Source organism: Caproiciproducens galactitolivorans (assembly GCF_004768785.1).
Classification (GTDB): Bacteria; Bacillota; Clostridia; order Oscillospirales; family Acutalibacteraceae; genus Caproiciproducens; species Caproiciproducens galactitolivorans.
On record NZ_SRMQ01000006.1, the window covers coordinates 50535 to 71032 of the forward strand.

The following is a 20498-nucleotide window of genomic DNA, read 5'->3' on the forward strand; positions in this document are numbered from 1 at the left end:
AGATGGAAACGAATATCAAAAAAGTGGTTCTCGCTTATTCGGGCGGTTTGGATACCTCCATTATTATACCATGGCTGAAAGAAAATTATAACAACTGCGAGGTAATCGCGGTTGCCGCGGATGTCGGGCAAGGCGCCGAGCTGGCCGGGCTGGAAGAAAAAGCGAAAAAAACCGGCGCGTCCAAGCTTTATATTGCCGACCTGAAAAAAGCGTTTGTGGAAGAATATATCTGGCCGACTTTAAAGGCAGGTGCGGTTTATGAAAATAAATACCTGCTCGGCACCTCGTTTGCCCGGCCGCTGATCGGGAAACGCCTGGTGGAAATTGCCGAGGCCGAGGGCGCGGACGCGATCTGCCACGGCTGCACCGGAAAAGGTAACGACCAGGTGCGTTTCGAGCTGGCCATTAAGGCGTTTGCCCCGACAATGAAGATTATTGCCCCGTGGCGGGAGTGGAGCATTAAATCCCGCGACGAGGAAATCGACTATGCACAAGCGCATAATATCCCGCTGAATATTACAAGGGAAACGAATTACTCAAAGGATAAGAACCTTTGGCACCTCTCCCACGAGGGGCTGGATTTGGAAGATCCCAGCAATGAGCCCCAGTACAACAAACCGGGATTCTTAGAGCTTGGCGTTTCGCCGGAGCAGGCGCCCGACAAGCCAACCTATATTACCCTAACCTTTGAAAAGGGGATTCCGGTCGCGCTCAACGGCAGCAGGCTCTGCGGGGTCGATATGATTGCGCAGCTCAATAAGCTGGGCGGTGAAAACGGAATCGGCATCACCGATATTGTGGAGAATCGGCTTGTTGGCATGAAATCCCGCGGCGTTTACGAAACACCCGGCGGCGCAATCCTTTATCACGCGCACAACAAGCTGGAGGAGCTCTGCCTTGACAGGGACACCTACCATTATAAACAGGGCGTGGGTCTGAAGTTCGCGGAGCTGGTTTATTTCGGCCAGTGGTTCACCCCTCTGCGCGAGGCGCTCTCCGCTTTTGTGGACAGCACCCAGCAGACCGTGACCGGCGAAGTGAAGCTCAAGCTGTATAAGGGCAATATTATTGACGCGGGCGTATCTTCCCCGTATTCGCTGTATGACGAGGATATTGCCACGTTCAGCGAGGACGAGGTTTACAATCAGGCGGATGCCGCCGGGTTCATCAACCTGTTCGGGCTTCCGATTCAGGTGCAGGCTATGAAAAAGCAAAAGAAATAAATTAAATTTGGGGGCGGGCGGCTGTCCGCCCCGTGTTGCAATCATAGGAGGGAATTACCTTGAAGCTGTGGGCGGGAAGGTTTCATAAAGAGCCTGATCAAAAAACCAATGATTTTAATTCATCCATTTCCTTCGACAGCCGCATGGTCAGGGAAGATATCGAGGGCAGTATCGCCCATGCGTCCATGCTGGGCGCTTGCGGCGTGATCGACGCGGAGGAAAGCGAGAAAATCCGCGCCGAATTAAAGGCCATCCTCGGCGAAATCGAAGCCGGAACGCTGGCGATCGACCCGGAAAGTGAGGATATCCACACTTTTGTGGAGGGTGAATTGACAAGGCGGCTCGGGCCGGCGGGCAAACGCCTGCATACTGCGCGCAGCCGGAACGACCAGGTCGCGGTGGATATTAAGCTGTATCTGAAAAAGCAATGCAGGTCGCTGCACGCGCAGATCAAAGAGCTGATTCTAGTCCTGTGCCGCAAGGCGCTTGAGAGTAAGGACGCGGTCATGCCGGGGTACACGCATATGCAGCGTGCGCAGCCGATCACCTTCGGGCATCATCTTTTGGCCTATGCCGAAATGTTCCTGCGCGATCTGTCCCGGCTGGAGGATACCGAAAAACGCATGGATGTCTGCCCGCTCGGTTCGGGCGCGCTCGCGGGCACGACGTATCCGCTGAACCGTGAAATGACGGCCTCGCTCCTAGGGTTCGGCGGGGTGACAAACAACAGCCTTGATGGTGTTTCCGACCGCGACTTCTGCATGGAGCTTGCGGCGGACATCGCGATTGCCATGGTGCACCTTTCCCGCTTCTCGGAGGAAATCATCCTCTGGTGCTCGTGGGAGTTTAAGTTTATTGAGCTGGACGACGCGTTTTCCACCGGCTCCAGTATCATGCCGCAGAAAAAGAACCCGGATATAGCCGAGCTGGTGCGAGGCAAGAGCGGGCGTGCCATCGGGGATTTGACAACGCTGTTAACGATGATGAAGGGCCTTCCGCTTGCCTATAACAAGGATATGCAGGAGGATAAGGAAGCCATATTTGACGCGGTCGATACCCTGCGTATGTGTTTGACGGCGTTCATCCCCATGGTTGATACCATGAAGGTGCTGCGGCAGAATATGCGCAAAGCCGCCGCAAAGGGCTTTATTAACGCGACGGACTGCGCCGACTATCTGGTCGGAAAGGGAATCCCCTTCCGCGACGCCTATAAAATCACGGGTGAAATCGTAGCGTACTGTATCGAAAACAACCTTACGCTGGAAACCCTTCCGATTGAGAAATACAAAGAATTTGACGCGCTTTTCGACAGCGGTATTTTCGAAGCAATTTCGCTGGAAAACTGTGTGAACGGACGAAAGGTCACCGGCGGACCCGCCCCGCAAAATGTGGAGGCGCAGGCGAACCGGATCATAAAGGAACTGGGGGCGGCGCAATGATCCGGGCAGGAGTGGTCGGGGCGACCGGCTATGCGGGCGCTGAACTCGTCCGGCTTCTAAGCGGGCATCCGTGCGTCCGGCTTGCGGCGGTTAGCTCCGTCAGCTTTCAGGGAAAACCGCTTTCCGAAGTGTATCCCGCGTATTATCGCCTCTGCGACATGGTATGCGGTACACAGGAAGAGGTCGTTGCGCAAAGCGACGTGGTTTTCGCTGCGCTTCCCCACGGCCTTTCGCAGGAGCTGGCGAAGGAATGCTTTGAGAAGGGCAGGGCCTTTATCGATCTGGGCGCGGATTTCCGTTTGGAAAACGAAGAGGATTACAGGGAATGGTACGGCGGAACGTATCTTTATCCGGAACTCCATGAAGCTTCCGTTTATGGTCTTCCGGAGCTGTTCCGCGAAGCCATCCGGGGAAAGAAAATGATTGCGAACCCGGGCTGTTACACCACGGCGGTGCCGCTTGCGCTCGCCCCGGCACTGAAAAACGGGCTGATTCAAAAGGACAGCATTCTTGCGGACTGCAAAAGCGGCGTGACCGGTGCGGGAAGAACGCCTACCCAAAATACACATTACCCCGAACTGAACGAGGGAATGAGCGCTTACAAGGTGGCTTCCCACCGCCATACGCCGGAAATCGAGCAGAGCCTTTCCCATGTGGCGGGGGAGAAGGTAAAAGTCATCTTTGTGCCGCACCTTCTTCCGGTAAACCGAGGGATTCTCGCCACCTGCTACGCAAAGCTGACGGACAGCGTAACCATGGAACAGATTCGGGACGCGTACGGGGAGGCGTACGGCGGGGAATATTTTATCCGCCTGCTCCCGCAGGGACGCTCCGCAGACATCAAAAACGTGCGCTATTCCAATTTCTGCGATATTTCCCTTCATATCGATCATAGAACCAATACCTTCATCGCAATTTCCGCGATTGACAATATGGTAAAAGGCGCAGCCGGGCAGGCTGTTCAGAATATGAATATCGTGTTCGGATTGGATGAAACAACCGGATTGAGAATCGTTCCACCGGCATTTTAAGGAGATGGACAGCATGAGGTTTATTGAAGGCGGGGTCACAGCGCCCCAGGGCTTTACTGCAGCAGGGATTTACTGCGGTATCCGGAAAAACAAAACCAAGCCCGATTTGGCAATGATATATGCAAAGGTGCCGTGCACGGCGGCTGCGGTCTATACGCAGAATCTTGTAAAAGGCGCGCCGATTCTGGTGACGCAGGAGAACCTTTCCGACGGAAGGGCGCAGGCGGTCATCTGCAATTCCGGCAACGCCAATACCTGCAACGCGGACGGCGAGGAAAAAGCACGGAAAATGTGCGAAATCGCCGGGAAGGCGCTCGGTATCAAGCCGCAGGATGTCATTGTTGCTTCCACAGGCGTAATCGGGCAGGTTCTTCCGATTGAACCGATTCAAAACGCCGCGCCCGCGCTGGCGCAAGCGCTTTCAAAGGAGGATTCTGAAAGCGCCGCCAAAGCGATTATGACGACCGACACGCAGGTAAAGAATATGGCCGTCGAGGTTTCTGTCGGCGGGAAACCCGTCCGTATCGGCGGGATCGCGAAGGGCTCCGGGATGATCCATCCCAATATGGCGACCATGCTTTGCTTTTTAACAACGGACGCGCCGGTTTCGCCCGAAGTGCTGAACAAGGCATTGCACGAAGCGGTAAGCGTCAGCTTTAATATGATCAGCGTCGACGGCGACACGTCCACAAACGACATGGTGTCGATTATGGCCTCCGGCCTCGCCGGAGGGGAACCCATACAGGCGGATACCGAGGAATATAAAGAATTTACCGAAGCACTAATAGCCCTGTGTACTGCGCTGGCAAGGAAAATCGCCGGGGACGGCGAGGGCGCGACAAAGCTTCTGGTCAGCCATGTGACCGGCGCGAAAAGCGAAAAGGATGCACGTCTTGCGGCGAAAAGCGTTATCTGCTCCAGCCTGTTCAAGGCGGCCATGTTCGGTGCGGACGCAAACTGGGGCCGTGTGCTGTGCGCCATCGGCTATTCGGGGGCGCAGGTTGATATGCAGGCGGTCGACGTTTCCTTTGCGTCGGAAGCCGGCAGCGTCGAGGTTTGCAGAAACGGCGCCGGAGTCGATTTTGACGAAGGGCTGGCGAAGAAAATTCTGGAGTGCGGGGAAATCTATGTGGAAATCGCCCTGCACGACGGCGGCTATGAAGCCACCGCATTCGGCTGCGACCTTACCTATGATTATGTAAAAATAAACGGGGATTACAGAACCTGAGGGAACAAATGTGGGGTGACACAATGAAGATCAGCAACGCCGACAGGGCAAGGGTGCTGGTTCAGGCATTGCCGTACATACAGAAATATACGGGCAAGACGATTGTCGTGAAATACGGCGGAAACGCCATGGTGAATGAAGGTTTGAAAAAAGCGGTCATGAGTGACATCGTGCTGATGCAGCTCGTTGGGATCAACGTGGTGCTGGTGCACGGCGGCGGGCCGGAAATCAGCAGCATGCTGAAAAAGGTCGGCAAGGAAAGCCGCTTTGTCCGGGGCATGCGCGTAACGGACGGCGAAACCATGGAAATCGTCCAGATGGTGCTTGCCGGCAAGGTGAATAAAGATTTGGTTCAGCTTTTGGAGCGGCACAATGGGCGTGCGATCGGCCTTTGCGGGCTGGACGGCGGCATGCTCATGGCCGAGAAGCTTTCCGGCGCGGAGGATTTGGGCTATGTCGGCGAAATCACCGAAGTCCATACCGATATTATTACGGACGCAACCGCGAACGGCTATGTGCCGGTCATCGCCACCGTCGCGGGCGGGAGTGGCGGAGAGGTCTATAATATAAACGCGGACATCGCCGCGTCCCGTATTGCGGCGGAACTGGGTGCGGAAAAGCTGATTCTGATGACGGATGTGCGCGGACTTCTGCGGGATAAGGACGACGAAGAAACCATTATCCCGGTCGTGAATGTCAGTGAGGTGCCGAAGCTGCAGAATCAGGGCATTATTAGCGGGGGCATGATTCCGAAAGTCGACTGCTGTGTGGAAGCGGTGCGGCGCGGCGTGGGACGCGCGCACATGATCGACGGAAGAATCCCGCATTCCATTTTGATTGAATTGTTTTCCGACGAGGGCATCGGCACGATGTTCTGCTGAATCAGAAATTACGGAGGGGTGAAAATGACCTTTGAAGGAATAAAGGAGCAGACTGAACAATCCATTATGCATACCTACGGGCGTTTTCCGGTTGCGCTGGTTTGCGGTCATGGGGCAAAGGCGGTTGACAGCGAGGGCAAAGAATACATTGATTTTACAAGCGGAATCGGCGTGAATTCCCTTGGCTATTGCGATGAAATATGGGTGAAAGCGGTAACGGAGCAGGCCGCGAAATTGCAGCATACCTCTAACCTGTATTATAGCCCGGTGCAGGGCAGGCTTGCGGAAATGCTTTGCAAACGAACCGGGTTTTCAAGGGTGTTTTTCGCAAACTCCGGCGCAGAAGCGAACGAGTGTGCCGTTAAGCTCGCGCGGAAATACGGTACGGATACCTACGGAGAAAATCACAATCATATCGTAACGCTGAAAAATTCCTTTCACGGGCGTACGGTGACCACGCTGGCCGCCACGGGGCAGGAGGGGTTTCATCAGTATTTTACGCCGTTTACGCCGGGCTTTTCCTACGCGGACCCGGAAATGGGAAGCATCCGCGAGGCGGTGAACGGCGATACCTGCGCAATTATGATGGAAATGATACAGGGCGAGGGCGGCGTTGTTCCGCTCGACCCCGGATTTGTAAACGAGCTGAGCGCGTTCTGCAGGGAGCGGGATATCCTTCTGCTGGTGGACGAGGTGCAGACAGGAATCGGACGGACGGGGGAGCTGTTCTGCTACCAGAATTACGGCATACACCCGGACGTCGTCACCAGCGCGAAAGGGTTGGGCGGCGGCCTGCCGATTGGCGCCTGCCTGTGCAGTGAGCGCTTAAAGGACGTTTTAGGGCCAGGTACGCACGGCTCCACCTTCGGCGGGAACCCGGTTGCCTGCGCCGGCGCACTTGCTGTGCTCGACCGGGTGGCGCAGGAGGGGTTTCTGGAAGAAGTCCGCCGCAAAGGGGAATATTTAAAAAAAAAATTGAGCGTCATGGAGGAAATCGAATCCGTCCGCGGCATAGGGCTGATGCTCGGGGCAAAGCTGAAAAAGGGAACTGCAAAGGAAGCTGCGCAGAAATGCGCCGAAAACGGCCTGCTGGTTCTAACGGCGAAGGAACTGCTCCGCTTCCTGCCCCCGCTTACCATTGATTACCCGGAAATTGATGCGGGGCTTTACATCCTTTCAAAAACCATTCAATAAAAATATTAAGGAGGGCAACTATGAAACATTTGCTGAAAATGCTTGATTTGACAAGCGAGGACATCACCGGCATTCTGAATCTTGCCGACCAGCTCAAATACGAACAGAAGCACGGCATTGAACACCGCCATCTGGTGGGCAAAACGTTGGGCATGATCTTTGAGAAAGCGTCAACAAGAACACGCGTTTCCTTTGAAGTGGGTATGTACCAGCTTGGCGGACTGCCGATCTTCCTTTCCGTGAACGATCTGCAGATCGGGCGCGGCGAATCGGTTCAAGATACTGCCCGCGTCCTTTCCCGCTACCTTGACGGCATCATGATTCGCACCTATAAGCAGTCCGAGGTAGAAGCGCTGGCGCAGAACGGCTCCATCCCGATCATCAACGGCCTGACGGATTTTTCCCATCCCTGCCAGGTGCTTGCTGACCTGATGACCATCCGTGAGTACAAGGGAAGCCTTGAAGGGCTGAAGCTGTGCTTCATCGGGGACGGAAACAATATGATGAATTCCCTCATCGTTGCCGGACTGAAGATGAAGATGGAGGTTGCCGTAGCCTGCCCGCCCGATTATAAACCGAACGCGGCTGTGCTCGATTTTGCCGTAACCCACCCGGCTTTCAGCATAACCACCGACCCGAAGGAAGCCGCCAAAGGCGCCGACGTTGTCGTCACCGACGTCTGGTCCTCCATGGGAATGGAAGCCGAGGAAAAGAAACGCCGCGAAGCGTTCAAGGGCTTTCAGGTCAATGATGAAATCATGGCCGTCGCAAAAAGCGACGCAATAGTTCAGCACTGCCTGCCCGCGCACCGCGGCGAAGAAATCACCGAAGAAGTTTTTGAAAAGCATGCGAAGGAAATCTTTGACGAAGCGGAAAACCGCCTTCATGCGCAGAAGGCGGTTCTGGTTACCCTGTTGGGAAAGAGATAGGCGCATGGCGCGTTTTACGCATACTGTGCGCTTGCCGGAACGCTATTTCACTAAAATGCCGTCGTCGGATTGGAGCAGAATGAGAATTTGTTCCTCAAAGCCCGTCGTCGCGTTAATATAAACCATCACGCGCTCGTCGTTTTGGCCTGTGCAGGAAAACTCGTAGCAAAGCACTTCGCTCAGCCCGGGGGTAGGTATCAAAGCCAGCCTCCGGCTTTCTATTTTCAGCTTTTTGCTGACGGAGCCCTGCGCTTGGTTCGCGGAGATTTTCGCCTGTACCGTACGGTCGTGGTGGTTCATAATATAGCCCGTGGAGTTGAATCGGACAATTTCGCCGTTGTCCAGCGCCACGGATACCTTGATTAAATCCGGGTAGTAAATAATATCGTTTTTATAGTAGGCATAGTTGATGGTGCAGACACCGTCGTTCATTACATAATAGGTCTGTTTCATATTGGTGATTCCGCGCGCGCTTAAAAAGCTTTCCGCCCTTTTGGAGGCTTCCTTGTAATCGATGTTTTCCGCATTCACCTCGCGCATATTGTCAAATGTGCAGACAAATCCGCCGCGTTTTGTGATGCAAATGCGGATTGTGCCGTTGTTTGCGGTGAAATTATAAGTGGGAAGGTTGCCCTCCGTGTCCTGCGTATGGGCCAGCTTGTCGGCGGTAACCGCCAGAAAGTTCGCGGCGATATTCTGCGCGTTGCCCTGCGGAATTTCCTCGCGCCCTTCTGTCATTTTCGGCTTCATCTGGCTGATATGGTCGGAAAACGGGCCGTCGTAAATCAATTGCGGGAAGTTCGTAAAATCCTGGGCGGTTTTTTTGAATTCGTCCGTCAGCTTGTCCGACTCAATGTCCGTTTTCACGTTCTGAAGCCCGCTCTGCAGGGTTTTCGCGTAATTTCCAAGACTCTGCATTGTTTTGTATTCGCTGTCGGAGATTTTTTGCCCGGCAGAGATTTTTGTGGACATCGTCATGGCGAAATCGCCGACCTGTGTTACGAATTTGGATACGTTATCCAGCGAATGGTCGGTGATCGGCAGGACGGAAAGCGCGGATTTCGCCATGCTGGACTCGCGCATCAATTTGGCGGCCAGCCCGTTTTGCTGTGTGGCGGTATTCGCGTATATGGATTTGTTCAGCGTGGTTTCCATGTTGGAAACACTCGCGCTCAAATCGCCCAGCGCGCGCTTGTAGTTGTAATCAAGATACATTTTATATTTGTTTGCCGAAGCATAGCCCGCCGCTGTTGTGGCGCCCAGCGTTGCAATCAGCGCGATGACCGCTACCAGCGTGGCGGTTCTTTTTTTATCCATAATTCTTCACCCCGTTTTCCTATTTTTTACGAACAGAGCAGAAATATACAGTTTATTTGTTTTTGCGCGATTTTGGTATGCTATAATAGAAAAATGTTCCAATCGTTTTTAATGAACCGGAAAAGGTTTTATATAATAAAAATAAGAACGAGGACGGAAATCCGTCTGAGGAGGTTTTCTTTATGGTGAAACCAATCATCGGGATCACTCCCCTTTTCGATACGGAACTGCAAAGGCTTTGGATACGGCCGAACTATCTGCATGCGGTGGAAGCATCGGGAGGGATTCCGCTGGTTCTGCCTTTGACGCAGGACGAAGGGGACATTGCGGCGCTGGCCCAGCGGTGCGGCGGCTTTTTGTTTTCCGGCGGGCCGGATCCGCACCCGGCGCTTTACGGCGAGGAAACGCTTTGCTTTTGCGGGGCAATTGACAATCGCCGCGACCGCTTCGAAGTTTCGCTCCTGAATCAGGCGGTACAGCTTGACAAGCCGGTTTTTGGTATCTGCCGGGGAATTCAGGTGATGAATGTGGCGCTCGGCGGAAGCCTTTATCAGGATATTCCGGCGCAAGCCGCGGGCGAACCGGTTGCCCATTACCAGCACCCGCCTTACGATGTCCCGGTGCACAACATTGATATTGCGGAAAACAATCCGCTTTATAATATCCTGCAAAAAGCAAAAATCATGGTGAACAGTATGCACCATCAGGCGGTGAAAACCGTTGCGCCCCCGCTCCGCCCTGCGGCAAAATCAAAGGACGGCTTGGTGGAATGCGTTTTTCTGCCGGGCAGACGCTTCTTTTTAGGCGTGCAGTGGCATCCCGAATATCTTTTTGACACGGACAGCGACGCAAAGAAGCTCTTCCGGGCGTTTGTTATGGCAGCGGAAAATAAAAACGCCCTTTAAAAGGGAATTGTGCGGAAGTTTTCCCCCATTGTGTATTTTCACAGGCATTTTTCATGGACTTTGCTTGCTATTTTTACCGCAGGTAAGTATAATATTAACGTTAGTCTTTTAAGCAAGCCGGAGGTGCGTATGGATATTCAAAGTTTTTATCATTCAATAAACGGAAAGACCGTCGGCTTTTTAGGAATCGGCGGAAGCAACCTTCCCCTTATCAAAATGTTTGCCCAGCACGGAGCAGTCGTTTCAGCCCGTGACCGCCGCACAGAGGAAAAGCTTGGGAAAACAGCCGACGATCTGAAACAGCTTGGCGTTACACTCCGCCTTGGAGACGATTATTTGCAGGATCTGAACGAGGAGATCCTTTTCCGCACCCCGGGAATGCGATATTATCTTCCGGAACTTGTTGCGGCGCGGAAACGCGGTATAGTGGTCACCTCCGAAATGGAGGTTTTTTTCGACCTCTGCCCCTGTAAAATTTATGCGGTTACCGGCAGCGACGGCAAGACGACCACGACGACAATCCTGTCCGAAATGCTGAAAGCCGAAGGAAAAACGGTTCATCTCGGGGGAAATATCGGAAATCCGCTTTTGCCCGAAATTGAAAACATCCGCCCGCAGGACGCGGCGGTAGTGGAGCTTTCCAGCTTCCAGCTCATCTCCATGCGCCGCAGTCCGGATGTCGCGGTGGTGACAAATGTCTCCCCGAATCATCTGGACATGCATAAGGACATGCAGGAATATATTGACGCAAAGCGGAATATCCTTTTACATCAGAACGCATTTGCCAGGGCTGTTGTGAATGCGGATAATGCGATTACGGCGGGTTTTGTCAAAGACATCAGGGGGGAGACCCTGTGCTTCAGCCGGAAGGCAAAGTGTGAGCGCGGCGCGTGGCTCAATGACAAAAATGAGATTGTGATGACGCTGAACGGAACCGATACCCCGGTTATGAATGCTTCGGATATCAAAATTCCCGGCGGGCACAATATCGAAAATTATATGGCCGCCATCTGCGCGCTGTGGGGCACGGTGAAAATTGAAAATATGGTCCGGGTCGCCAAGGCCTTCGGCGGTGTGGAGCACCGGAGCGAGTTTGTCCGCGAGCTGGACGGCGTAAAATACTATAATGATTCCATCGGCACAACCCCCAGCCGGACGATGAACGGAATGCTCAAATTATTTGACCGCAAGCTGATTTTAATTGCGGGCGGCTACGATAAAAAAATCCCGTTTGATTCCTTTGGTACTGCGGTTGTGGAGCATGTGAAAACCCTGGTATTGATCGGTGCCACCGCCGATAAGATTGAGGAAAGCGTAAAAGCGGCGCCGAACTACCGAAGCGGAAGCCCGAAAATTCTGCGCGCCCAATCGCTGGAACAGGCGGTGCGGCTTTGCCGCGAGGAAGCGGTTGCGGGGGATATTGTGGCGCTTTCTCCGGCCTGCGCGAGCTTTGATATGTTTCCGAACTATGAAACCCGCGGCGAGGAATTCAAAAGACTGGTGAATCTTTTATAAATAGTTGGTAGGACGCGTATTCGGCGACGGGAAAACAAAGGTTTCCTCCGTTCCCGGGGGAGGCTTGGGATATTGCGTGCTATTTGATATAGATGAATTCAGCGATATAACGGAGTGAAAATATGGACGAACTTAAAGAACTGATTTTTCGGCTTTGTGAAGCGCCCGGAACACCCGGCGATGAAATCACAGCGGCTAAGGTTGCCGCGAAGGAGCTTTCCAAATATACAAGGGCACATATGGACCGGATGGGTAGTGTTGTTGCAAGGTTTGGCAAGCAGGGGGCGAAAAAACATTTTCTGCTTGATGCGCATATCGACCAGATTGGCTTAATTGTAACAAATATTGACGAGTACGGGTTTATCCGCGCGGACCGCTGCGGCGGCGTGGACCGCCGTGTGCTGCCGGGAAGCCCGGTGACGATCTACGGTAGGGAAGTCCTCAGCGGTATCGTATGTTCCACGCCCCCGCACCTTTCCGACGGGAAAGAGGACAAAATCCTGACGGTTGATAAAATGGCAATCGACGCCGGTCTCTCGAAAGAGGAAGCCGACAGGCTGATTCGCCCGGGCGACCGGATTCTCCTGCATTCCGAGCCCAAAAGCCTGCTGGGGACACGCATTACCGCCGCTGGGTTGGACGACCGTGTCGGCGTTGCCGCGATTATCCGCTGCGTGCAGCTTTTGCAGGACGAAGACCTGAAATGCGAGATAACGGTCCTTTTAAGTAGCCGGGAAGAAGTGGGCGGCCAGGGTGCTGTTACCGGCGCTTTCGCCATCAATCCGACCCACGCGCTGATTGTGGACGTCAGTTTTGCTCAACAGCCGGGCATACCTCCGGAAAAATGCGGAAAGCTGGGCGGGGGGCCGATGATCGGCATTGCGCCGCCGCTGAACCGGAGTATGGCGGAACATCTGATGGAAACAGCGAAAAAATGCAATATCCCCTACACGCTGGATGTGATGGGCGGTTCAACGGGAACCAATTCCGACGAAATCGCCATGACGCGCAAGGGCGTGCAGTCCCAGTTGATTTCCATTCCCCTGCGCTATATGCACACACCGGTCGAGGTCATTGACCTTGAGGATGTGGAGCATACCGCCCGCCTGATGGCGGAGTACATAAAGGAGGTGGAATGATGACGGGGTTGAAGCTTTTAAAGCGCCTTTGCACCGCGCGCGGAATTTCCGGCTTTGAGGACGAAGTGCGGGATATTATTTTGAAGGAAATCGAGCCGTATGCCACCAGCATCGAGATTACGCCCCTCGGAAGCATCATTGCCTTCAAAAAGGGAGCGAATCCCCCGAGAACCAAGCTGATGCTGAACGCCCATATGGACGAAGTCGGCATGATCGTTACGTATATTACCGACGAGGGGCTTTTGAAATTTTCCAACGTGGGCGGAATCGACCGTCACGTGCTCTGCGGAAAGCCGGTAACGGTGGGCAATCGCATCCCCGGCGTGATCGGTGCGAAGCCGATTCATCTGCTGGAAGAAGAGGAAAAGGAAAAAGCAGTTCCGGTAAAGGATTTGTACATTGATATCGGGGCAAAGGACCGGGAGGAAGCGGAACAGTACGTACTGCCCGGCGATGCCGTTACCTTCAATTCCATTTTCGATACCTCGCACGGAATGGTGAAAAGCCGTGCGCTGGATGACCGCGCGGGCTGTGCGGTTTTAATCGACATGCTGAAAAACAATCTGGAATACGATATGTATTTTGTTTTTGCCGTGCAGGAGGAAACCGGCTTGAACGGCTCGCGCACTGCGGCGTTCGCAGTGGAGCCGGACGCGGCCATTGTTTTGGAAAGCACTACTGCCGCAGATGTCGCGGGCGTTGACCGTGAAAACCAGGTTTGCAATGTGGGTGGCGGCCCAGTAATATCCTTTATGGACAGGCATACGATTTATGACCGGGAATATTACCGGATGGCGTTTCGCGCGGCGAAAAAAGCGGGTGTGAAGTGCCAGGCGAAGCGTGCGGTCGCCGGCGGCAACGACGCGGGTGCCATTCATGTTTCCCGCAGCGGGGTGAGGACTGTTGCGGTTTCCCTGCCTTGCCGGTATTTACATTCCGCGGTGGGAATGATTGCGCTGGAAGATTACCAGAGTATGCAGAAATTGGTCTTTGAACTGGCGGAAATGATTGCGGGCGGCGGTTCCAATGATTAAACTGACGGAACATATGCAGTCGCTGCTGCCCTTTCACAAAACCGTGTTTGGCTGCCGTATTCTTGCTACCGCCCAGGCTTACGGCCTGAGCGAGCCGTTCGCGCGGTTCTGGATGCAGGATGAGGACAGGGCGGCAATCTGTATGCTGGACGATACCGTCATTCTGGATGTCGGCGCACACGCCGATTATGATGAGCTGAAAGAATTCATCCGTATGACGGGCGCACAGCGCTTGCTTTGCGATGCAGAATCCGCGCAGAAGCTGGGGCACCCGGTTGTTCGCCGCGGAAAGGTGATGGTGTATCAGGGCAATTCGCCGTCGCGTTTGGGGGATTTCGAACGAAATCCCGGTATACGGGAGCTTTATGCGTTGATTTCCGAATGTGCGACGGAAACCTTTGAGCCGCCGGAGTTCGAATCGTTTTATATGGATTTGTCCCACCGTATCCGCCACGACGCGGCGGCCGCGGTCGGCATGCGATTCCAGGGGGAATTGGTTTCCTGTGCCATCTGCTCCGCAAAAACGCAGGATGCGGCGGTGCTTTCCGCCGTATGCGTTCATCCCGAGCACCGGCGCAGGGGCTATGGCCACGGCGCGCTTTCCGCCATGGTGTATCTGATGCGAGGGAAAAAAGTATACATACTGCGTGCCGAGAAGGAAAATGAGGCATTTTACCGTTCCTTCGGTTTTGCAGATTGTGGTGAATTTGTGGAATCGTCCATATAAGGTGTCCGATAGGGAAAGAGAAACTCTTTAAAGTCATCTATTCACAGGGCACCGAAATAGCGCGGATGTTGGTAGACACGGAAACCGGCGTCCACTATCTTCAGACCTTGTACGGCAGCGGCGGCAAGCCGGGGATCCGGCCGGTTTCGAAAAACGAATAATTGGGGAATATAATGATCTATCCATACTTTAAAATTGATAAGAAAATACAGGAAGCTGCACAGGAAGCGGCGCGGAAAATCGCGCCCGTACTGGAGCGTATCGAAGAGATTACCGACTATAATCAGCAGAAAATGATGGCGGCGTTCAACGCGGCGGGCGTCAGCGAAAGCCATTTCGCGGCCTCTACCGGCTACGGCTACGGCGACCGCGGCCGCGACGCGCTGGATCAGGTTTATGCCACCGCGTTTGGAGCGGAAGACGCGCTGGTGCGCCATAATTTCGTCAGCGGCACTCACGCGCTTACAGTTGCGCTGTTTGGCGTTCTGCGCCCGGGCGACACTATGCTCAGCGTTACCGGGATTCCGTATGATACCCTTGGCGGCGTTATCGGCATCACCGGCGACGGAAACGGTTCTTTGAAGGAGTTTGGCGTCCGCTACGAGCAGGTGGAGCTGAAGGCCGACGGAACGCCGGATTATGAGGAAATTGAAAAACGGGTAAATCCGGGAATTAGGATGGTCTATATCCAGCGTTCGCGCGGATACAGCCTGCGTCCTTCCCTTTTTGTGGAGGATATTGAAAGAATCGCGAAGATTGCAAAAAAGAAAGCGCCGGGCTGTATCGTTATGGTGGACAACTGTTACGGCGAATTTGTCCAGACCGTCGAGCCGGTCGGGCGGGGAGCCGACCTGATGGCCGGTTCGCTGATTAAAAACCCGGGCGGCGGCGTTGCGCCCACCGGGGGCTATATCGCGGGAAGGAAGGATCTGGTGGAAAGCTGCTCCTACCGCCTGACTACGCCTGGGACGGGCCGAGAAATCGGCGCGACGCTGGGGAATAACCGCGAGCTGTTCATGGGTGCCTTTCATGCTCCGCATGTAACCGGCGAAGCGCTGAAAACCGCTTCGTTTACAGCGGCGCTGTTCAGCCTGTTCGGTTATGAGGTAACGCCGAAATACGACGAGCCGCGCGCGGATATTATTCAGGCCGTCCTGCTTCGCAGGGAGGAAGCGCTCATTGCCTTCTGCAAGGGCGTGCAGAAGGGCGCGCCGGTGGATTCCTTTGTTACGCCGGAGCCATGGGACATGCCCGGTTACGATTGTAAGGTGATTATGGCGGCGGGCGCGTTCACGCTCGGCGCTTCCATTGAGCTTTCCGCGGATGCTCCGCTGAGGGAGCCCTACGCTGCCTGGATGCAGGGCGGGCTGAACTACCACAGCGGTCGCCTCGGGGCCATGCTTGCCGCACAGTCCATGTTGGAACAGGGAATTTTAGGAAAATAAGAAATACTTGCATTAAAGCTATTGTTACGGTATAATAGCTTGTGCACGCGGGTGTGGTGGAATTGGCAGACACGCAAGATTTAGGTTCTTGTGGCAAAACCGTGCAGGTTCAAGTCCTGTCACCCGCACCATTGGAAAAAGCAGTTCAACCTTGGCGGTTGGGCTGCTTTTTTATTACGCGAGACGGGATTTGAACCCGTTAACATCCTGTTATTACCCGTATAGGCGGCGAGATGCCGCGAACAAGCCCCGCTTATTAGCCTTTTTGACAATATCTGTGCAATGAGCGAAGCGGGTTTTACAAGTGATTATCGGAAATGGGCAAAAGGAAAGGGATACCATCCCAGTAAGGCAGAAGCGGCTGCAATTTACGCTCTTGCCAAGGACGGTGTCCCTACGCTGGCCTTCCAATACCCCATCATCGGGGACATCTGCCGATTCCATAGCAGGAAAGCTCGGATTGTTTTTGCGGGTATTGATGCTCTGCCTTACAATCTGGGCAATTTACCGGAGTGAACCGGCATATCCCGGATTTTTATATACGGGATGGGATTTAGTCGGTTACAAAATGTATTATTGTTTATATAGCCTTACATCATCAATATGAACGATTGTCCCACCGGGCGAGTCACAGTAAAAACCAACATCTACATGTCCGTTGGTAACTTGCACATTTGATACAACAATTTTTTTCCATCCGCTTCCAGATGAAGGAAGATTCGTAAAAATATTGTTCCCTCCATAATTTGTTATTTCCATACGGCATATGGTAGGCGCAGTATTTATAACTTTTGCCCATGCTTCCACCGTATAGGTGCCGTTTGCTACGGATACATTTTGATGTATGCTTTGCTTAAAATTGCTTCCGCTGTAAAAATATGCTCTCTTATCACCTTCATGCGGAGAAGCAGGTGGATTCGAATCTGAACCGGAGTTGATGCCATAAGCAACGGACTGTCCATCTGGATGCCATTCGGTCCATTTGCTACTGTAACCAGTCGGCCTTTCAAAATTACCATTATCCAATAAATTGATTGGCGCAGTAACTTCGGAAGATAACGGAAGTGTTAGTTTATCCAGATTTACATTGCCGGAATTACCACTATCGAATTTTAGCTTAATAGTGTTTTTTCCAGAAATCAACGATAGTGTAACCTTGACGTCCTGCCATAGATCCCAATTGCCCCCATTGCTCGGTAAATCGACTGCGGAAACAAAGTTGTCATTCACATATAAGCTTAGATTTTTTGCAGTTTGTGTGCCATTGCAGAAACGCAGAATGGCGTTATAGGTACCCGATTGCGGCAATACAGCGGTAAATTCCGCTGCGTCACCTACAGATGTTAAAGTATCCACGAAACCTGTTCCACTGTAGAAATGATGATCATAATTGACTTTTGCCGAACCATAAAGCGCGGCAGACTCTGCTTCCATTTGAATATGAGTGGGATAAAATGGTACTTTAATATAGTCTAGGCTGATATTTCCACTATCCCCGCCAGCATAATCATTCTCTATGGAAATGCTGTTGTTGCCTGCAGCAAGAGGGATTGAAACATTAAAGTCTGACCAAGTATCCCAGTTTACAGTCGGAGGCAAAACCACTTTGCAGGCATATTTCCCATTTACATAAATCGACTTGCTTTTCGAAGAAGAATTTCCATTGGAATAGCGAAGTGAAACCTTGTAATCCCCGGGATTGGTTACTTTCGTGTAAAATGTAACGGCAGCTTGATCGGTTTCAAACCGATCCACAAAACCTGTTCCGGAATACCCGCCATGATTATTATTTACAGAAGTTTTTGTCTCGGTTGAGTTCCCTGAAAGGGAAGCGTCTTCCGCCTCGTATTTTTGACTTGTGTCGGATACAGCTGCGATTCCGTTTAATACGATACTCTTTGCAACTTCTGAGCCGGCAGAAGTTTTTATATAGGTTACAGCGCCATAAACATCTTTTCCTACAGCATATGCGGGGCCATTTGTTGCCAAGAGTGTATTGTAGTCCGTACATTTCGGTAGAATGGTTTTGTTTTCCGTTACAGAAGATGCAGGTGTTCCATGAACCGCTAAATAGTAGTATTGAACGCCATTGCTATATGTACCCGCTTTAGGTGAAATGTTTAGTGTCAAGTTTTCTGTTCCTTTTTGTGCAGAAACAGTTTGTCGGAAATAGCTGTTTCCTTCGTATTGATAAGTCTCCCCATCATCGTCATAATAATTAAAACTGGTCGTTTGGGTGGATGGGAAAATATCAAATTTGACTTTACGAATTGTTTTTTGACCAATATAATCGACGACATCCTGTGAAGGTATAATAGCACCTTCTTTAATAAACATCGGCAAATCTGTCCATGAATCGCTGTTGAGCATATACGGGATATACTGTCCACCGGTATAGGTTACGCCTCGATTATAATCAGTCCAAGTCCCTTTCGGAAGATAAATCCATTTACAGGCCTGGTTCCGTTCAGTGACGGGTGCTGTCAAGAGCCAGTCGCCTAACATCCATGCGTCAGAGTAATTTGCTACATTCGTATCAGCCGGGTAATCAAACAAAAGGGGGCGTACAATTCCTAAGCCCGTGTCATAAGCTTCTCTTTCATAAGAATAAAGATATGGCAATAATGAGTAGCGAAGGTGGATCGCGGCTTTTGTTACTGCTTCCGCTGTCTTGCCGAAATACCACGGCTGGCGTTGGTGATTGTATGTTCCGTGTACACGGAATTTAGGTGCTACAGAAGCAAGCTGAAGCCAACGAGTATAAAGTTCCGGGCTTGGGTTTTCGATCGTACCCGAATTTTGATTAAAACCACCGCCATCACAGCCCCACTTGGGCTGGCCATTGTTGATTGTTGACAGTAAACTTGCCTTTTGCTCATTCAGGCCTGCAGCCCAGTTCACACGTTCCCCTTTGTAAAACTGTGTGGCAACATCGCCCGACCAGAGGCTGGTGCTGTAACGTTGTGTGCCCGGGTAGTAGTTTCTTGCGGTTTGCCAGACACGCATTTGGCCATTCGTAAATGATCTTTGCCCTTCATACATCCCCTGTGAAAGATGTAGGGTAGTAAAATTGCCAAACCAGTAGGACGCTGTGTTAGTCGACACTTTATCGGTTTCATCGTTCCACCAGCCAACAATTCCTTTGTTAAAAGCATCTATGGAATGCTGCCAATACCATGCACGTTCATTTTGGTTATACGGATCAATGCTTTGGACGGTCACCGGATAAAAATAATCCGTATATTCATTGTGACCGGGGTAAAAATAGCCGCCGTTTTTCGCCGCTTTTCCTTGCGCTGTTTGCGTACCATCTGAAAGTTTTGTTACAATTCGTGGTTTTGTAATTCCAATTAATTTTATGCCTTTGGAACGCATGGCATTTTTTAGCGATGTTGTGGAAGCGGAAGGGAAATTTGCCGTATTCCACGTAAATTCACCGTAATCGTCAGCGCCATACTTTTTCCAGTCATAGTCAAGGCCATACGAGTCCAAAGGAATATTCTTTGCCCGATAAGTGTCTACCATGTTATTCAGCTCAGTTTCATTTATACCCCATTCGAAATTTGAAAACCCCAAAGACCATTTTGGCATCATCGGTGATGTACCTGTTATTTTTGAATAGTCTTTCATGATTTGTTTGGGATCACCCAACATTATATAGTACTCTACGTCGGTTTTATTATATCGGCGGCCTTCTCTTGGGGTATCGCCATAATAGAATTCCATTTTTTTGTTTGTCGAGTTAATGTAAGGATACCCGCCGTCCGAATCAATCAAAAGCCCATATCCCGCTGTGGACCACATAAAGGGTCCACCGGAATCACCTTGCTGCCCAGCAGTGGCTTGACCGCTGGTATCATTTCTAAGGAGTTGACCATTTTCAGAAAAGCAATCATATCCATGAATGCCATACATATTTGTTGCAGCAGCACGTACAAAGCGAATTCCGCCGTTATAGACGCCCCCTGAAGGGGGTTCCCAGAACAATGTGGTACCATCAGCCTTTTTTACTGTCATACGGCAGGGCCTTTTTGCTATTTCAATAATCATTGCATCCGTTTTTATGGTAATAGGATCATTTGCGGTGTTGATTGCCGCTGTGGTTGCATTCCATGAAAGGTTTGGGTCTATCATTGGCGTATCGGGACTAGGCCCTTCGGAGTTTGGCTGATAGTCTACACGCAAGATGTTTGATTTACAGACTTCCAATGTCAACTTATCATCTGAAGGTTCCGAGCCGTTATCGATTGTCAGAATGATCTTGTTATCCTGTGTCGTGGCACTGATTACATTTCCTAAAGCGGATGCGTAGGCATAGGCTGTAATTCGAAAATTTCCTGAAAAGACTGTGAAAGATAAGACCAGTACCATGAATACTGCGGCTGATTTAATGTATAACTTTTTATATGAAGCCTTTAACATTTGATTTCCTCCCATAAATTAAAATTGTGCAGCAGTGCGAGGATCTCAATACTTGCATTGCTGCACTTT

At 51.8% G+C, this 20498-nt stretch carries 17 protein-coding genes and 1 tRNA gene; 16 read left to right on the plus strand and 2 right to left on the minus strand.

All coding sequences use genetic code 11. The features are described from left to right. The first annotated feature begins 2 nt into the window (after window positions 1–2). The 7 genes from CAGA_RS07640 to argF are packed head-to-tail and all read left to right on the plus strand — an operon-like array spanning window position 3 to window position 7925. Complete coding sequence (locus CAGA_RS07640; RefSeq protein WP_135659486.1) at window positions 3–1223, plus strand: argininosuccinate synthase; 1221 nt, start codon at window positions 3–5, stop codon at window positions 1221–1223. A gap of 59 nt (window positions 1224–1282) precedes the next feature. Then, window positions 1283–2662: an argininosuccinate lyase gene (gene argH, locus CAGA_RS07645; protein WP_135659488.1), complete on the plus strand. Its 1380-nt coding sequence runs from the start codon at window positions 1283–1285 to the stop codon at window positions 2660–2662. After that, window positions 2659–3693: an N-acetyl-gamma-glutamyl-phosphate reductase gene (argC, locus tag CAGA_RS07650; RefSeq protein ID WP_135659490.1), complete on the plus strand. Its 1035-nt coding sequence runs from the start codon at window positions 2659–2661 to the stop codon at window positions 3691–3693. The genes argH and argC overlap by 4 nt, the downstream gene beginning before the upstream one ends. 13 nt (window positions 3694–3706) lie before the next feature. Further along, window positions 3707–4921, plus strand: coding sequence for a bifunctional glutamate N-acetyltransferase/amino-acid acetyltransferase ArgJ (gene argJ / locus CAGA_RS07655; protein ID WP_135659492.1), 1215 nt, complete (start codon window positions 3707–3709; stop codon window positions 4919–4921). 23 nt (window positions 4922–4944) lie between these two features. Beyond that, window positions 4945–5802 (plus strand): acetylglutamate kinase, encoded by an 858-nt coding sequence (gene argB, locus CAGA_RS07660; protein ID WP_135659494.1) that lies wholly within the window; start codon window positions 4945–4947, stop codon window positions 5800–5802. Window positions 5803–5826: 24 nt separating this feature from the next. Continuing rightward, entirely contained in the window at window positions 5827–6996 is a 1170-nt protein-coding gene (locus CAGA_RS07665; RefSeq protein WP_135659497.1) for an aspartate aminotransferase family protein, read from the plus strand. A 20-nt stretch (window positions 6997–7016) separates the two neighbouring features. Further along, entirely contained in the window at window positions 7017–7925 is a 909-nt protein-coding gene (gene argF / locus CAGA_RS07670; RefSeq protein WP_135659499.1) for an ornithine carbamoyltransferase, read from the plus strand. 42 nt (window positions 7926–7967) lie between these two features. On the opposite strand, the gene CAGA_RS07675 is transcribed toward argF, so the two are convergent. Next, window positions 7968–9242: a PepSY1/2 domain-containing protein gene (locus CAGA_RS07675; protein WP_135659501.1), complete on the minus strand. Its 1275-nt coding sequence runs from the start codon at window positions 9240–9242 to the stop codon at window positions 7968–7970. 182 nt (window positions 9243–9424) lie between these two features. Between CAGA_RS07675 and CAGA_RS07680 the strand changes: the two genes are divergently transcribed. From CAGA_RS07680 to CAGA_RS07715, 9 genes are all read left to right on the plus strand, one after another. Further along, window positions 9425–10147, plus strand: coding sequence for a gamma-glutamyl-gamma-aminobutyrate hydrolase family protein (locus CAGA_RS07680; RefSeq protein ID WP_135659503.1), 723 nt, complete (start codon window positions 9425–9427; stop codon window positions 10145–10147). Between the two features lie 129 nt (window positions 10148–10276). Further along, entirely contained in the window at window positions 10277–11662 is a 1386-nt protein-coding gene (gene murD / locus CAGA_RS07685) for a UDP-N-acetylmuramoyl-L-alanine--D-glutamate ligase (protein WP_135659505.1), read from the plus strand. 122 nt (window positions 11663–11784) lie between these two features. Beyond that, complete coding sequence (locus tag CAGA_RS07690; protein WP_135659507.1) at window positions 11785–12801, plus strand: M20/M25/M40 family metallo-hydrolase; 1017 nt, start codon at window positions 11785–11787, stop codon at window positions 12799–12801. Continuing rightward, on the plus strand, window positions 12801–13835 hold the full coding sequence (locus CAGA_RS07695; protein ID WP_135659509.1) for a M42 family metallopeptidase: 1035 nt from the start codon (window positions 12801–12803) through the stop codon (window positions 13833–13835). The genes CAGA_RS07690 and CAGA_RS07695 overlap by 1 nt, the downstream gene beginning before the upstream one ends. Further along, complete coding sequence (locus CAGA_RS07700; RefSeq protein ID WP_135659512.1) at window positions 13828–14562, plus strand: GNAT family N-acetyltransferase; 735 nt, start codon at window positions 13828–13830, stop codon at window positions 14560–14562. Before CAGA_RS07695 ends, CAGA_RS07700 begins: the two co-directional genes overlap by 8 nt. Window positions 14563–14597: 35 nt before the next feature. Beyond that, a complete protein-coding gene (locus CAGA_RS12835) occupies window positions 14598–14723 on the plus strand; it encodes a DUF6440 family protein (protein WP_277668995.1) in 126 nt (41 codons plus the stop codon). A gap of 12 nt (window positions 14724–14735) precedes the next feature. Then, window positions 14736–16007, plus strand: coding sequence for a methionine gamma-lyase family protein (locus CAGA_RS07705; RefSeq protein ID WP_135659514.1), 1272 nt, complete (start codon window positions 14736–14738; stop codon window positions 16005–16007). Between the two features lie 47 nt (window positions 16008–16054). Then, window positions 16055–16138 (plus strand) — tRNA-Leu (locus CAGA_RS07710). 151 nt (window positions 16139–16289) lie between these two features. Next, window positions 16290–16523 carry a hypothetical protein gene (locus CAGA_RS07715; RefSeq protein ID WP_135659516.1) on the plus strand — a complete coding sequence of 78 codons (234 nt, stop codon included), beginning with the start codon at window positions 16290–16292 and terminating at the stop codon, window positions 16521–16523. Between the two features lie 57 nt (window positions 16524–16580). Here CAGA_RS07715 and CAGA_RS07720 read toward each other — a convergent pair whose 3' ends face one another. Then, window positions 16581–20429, minus strand: coding sequence for a TIM-barrel domain-containing protein (locus tag CAGA_RS07720; protein WP_135659518.1), 3849 nt, complete (start codon window positions 20427–20429; stop codon window positions 16581–16583). Window positions 20430–20498: the final 69 nt, after the last annotated feature.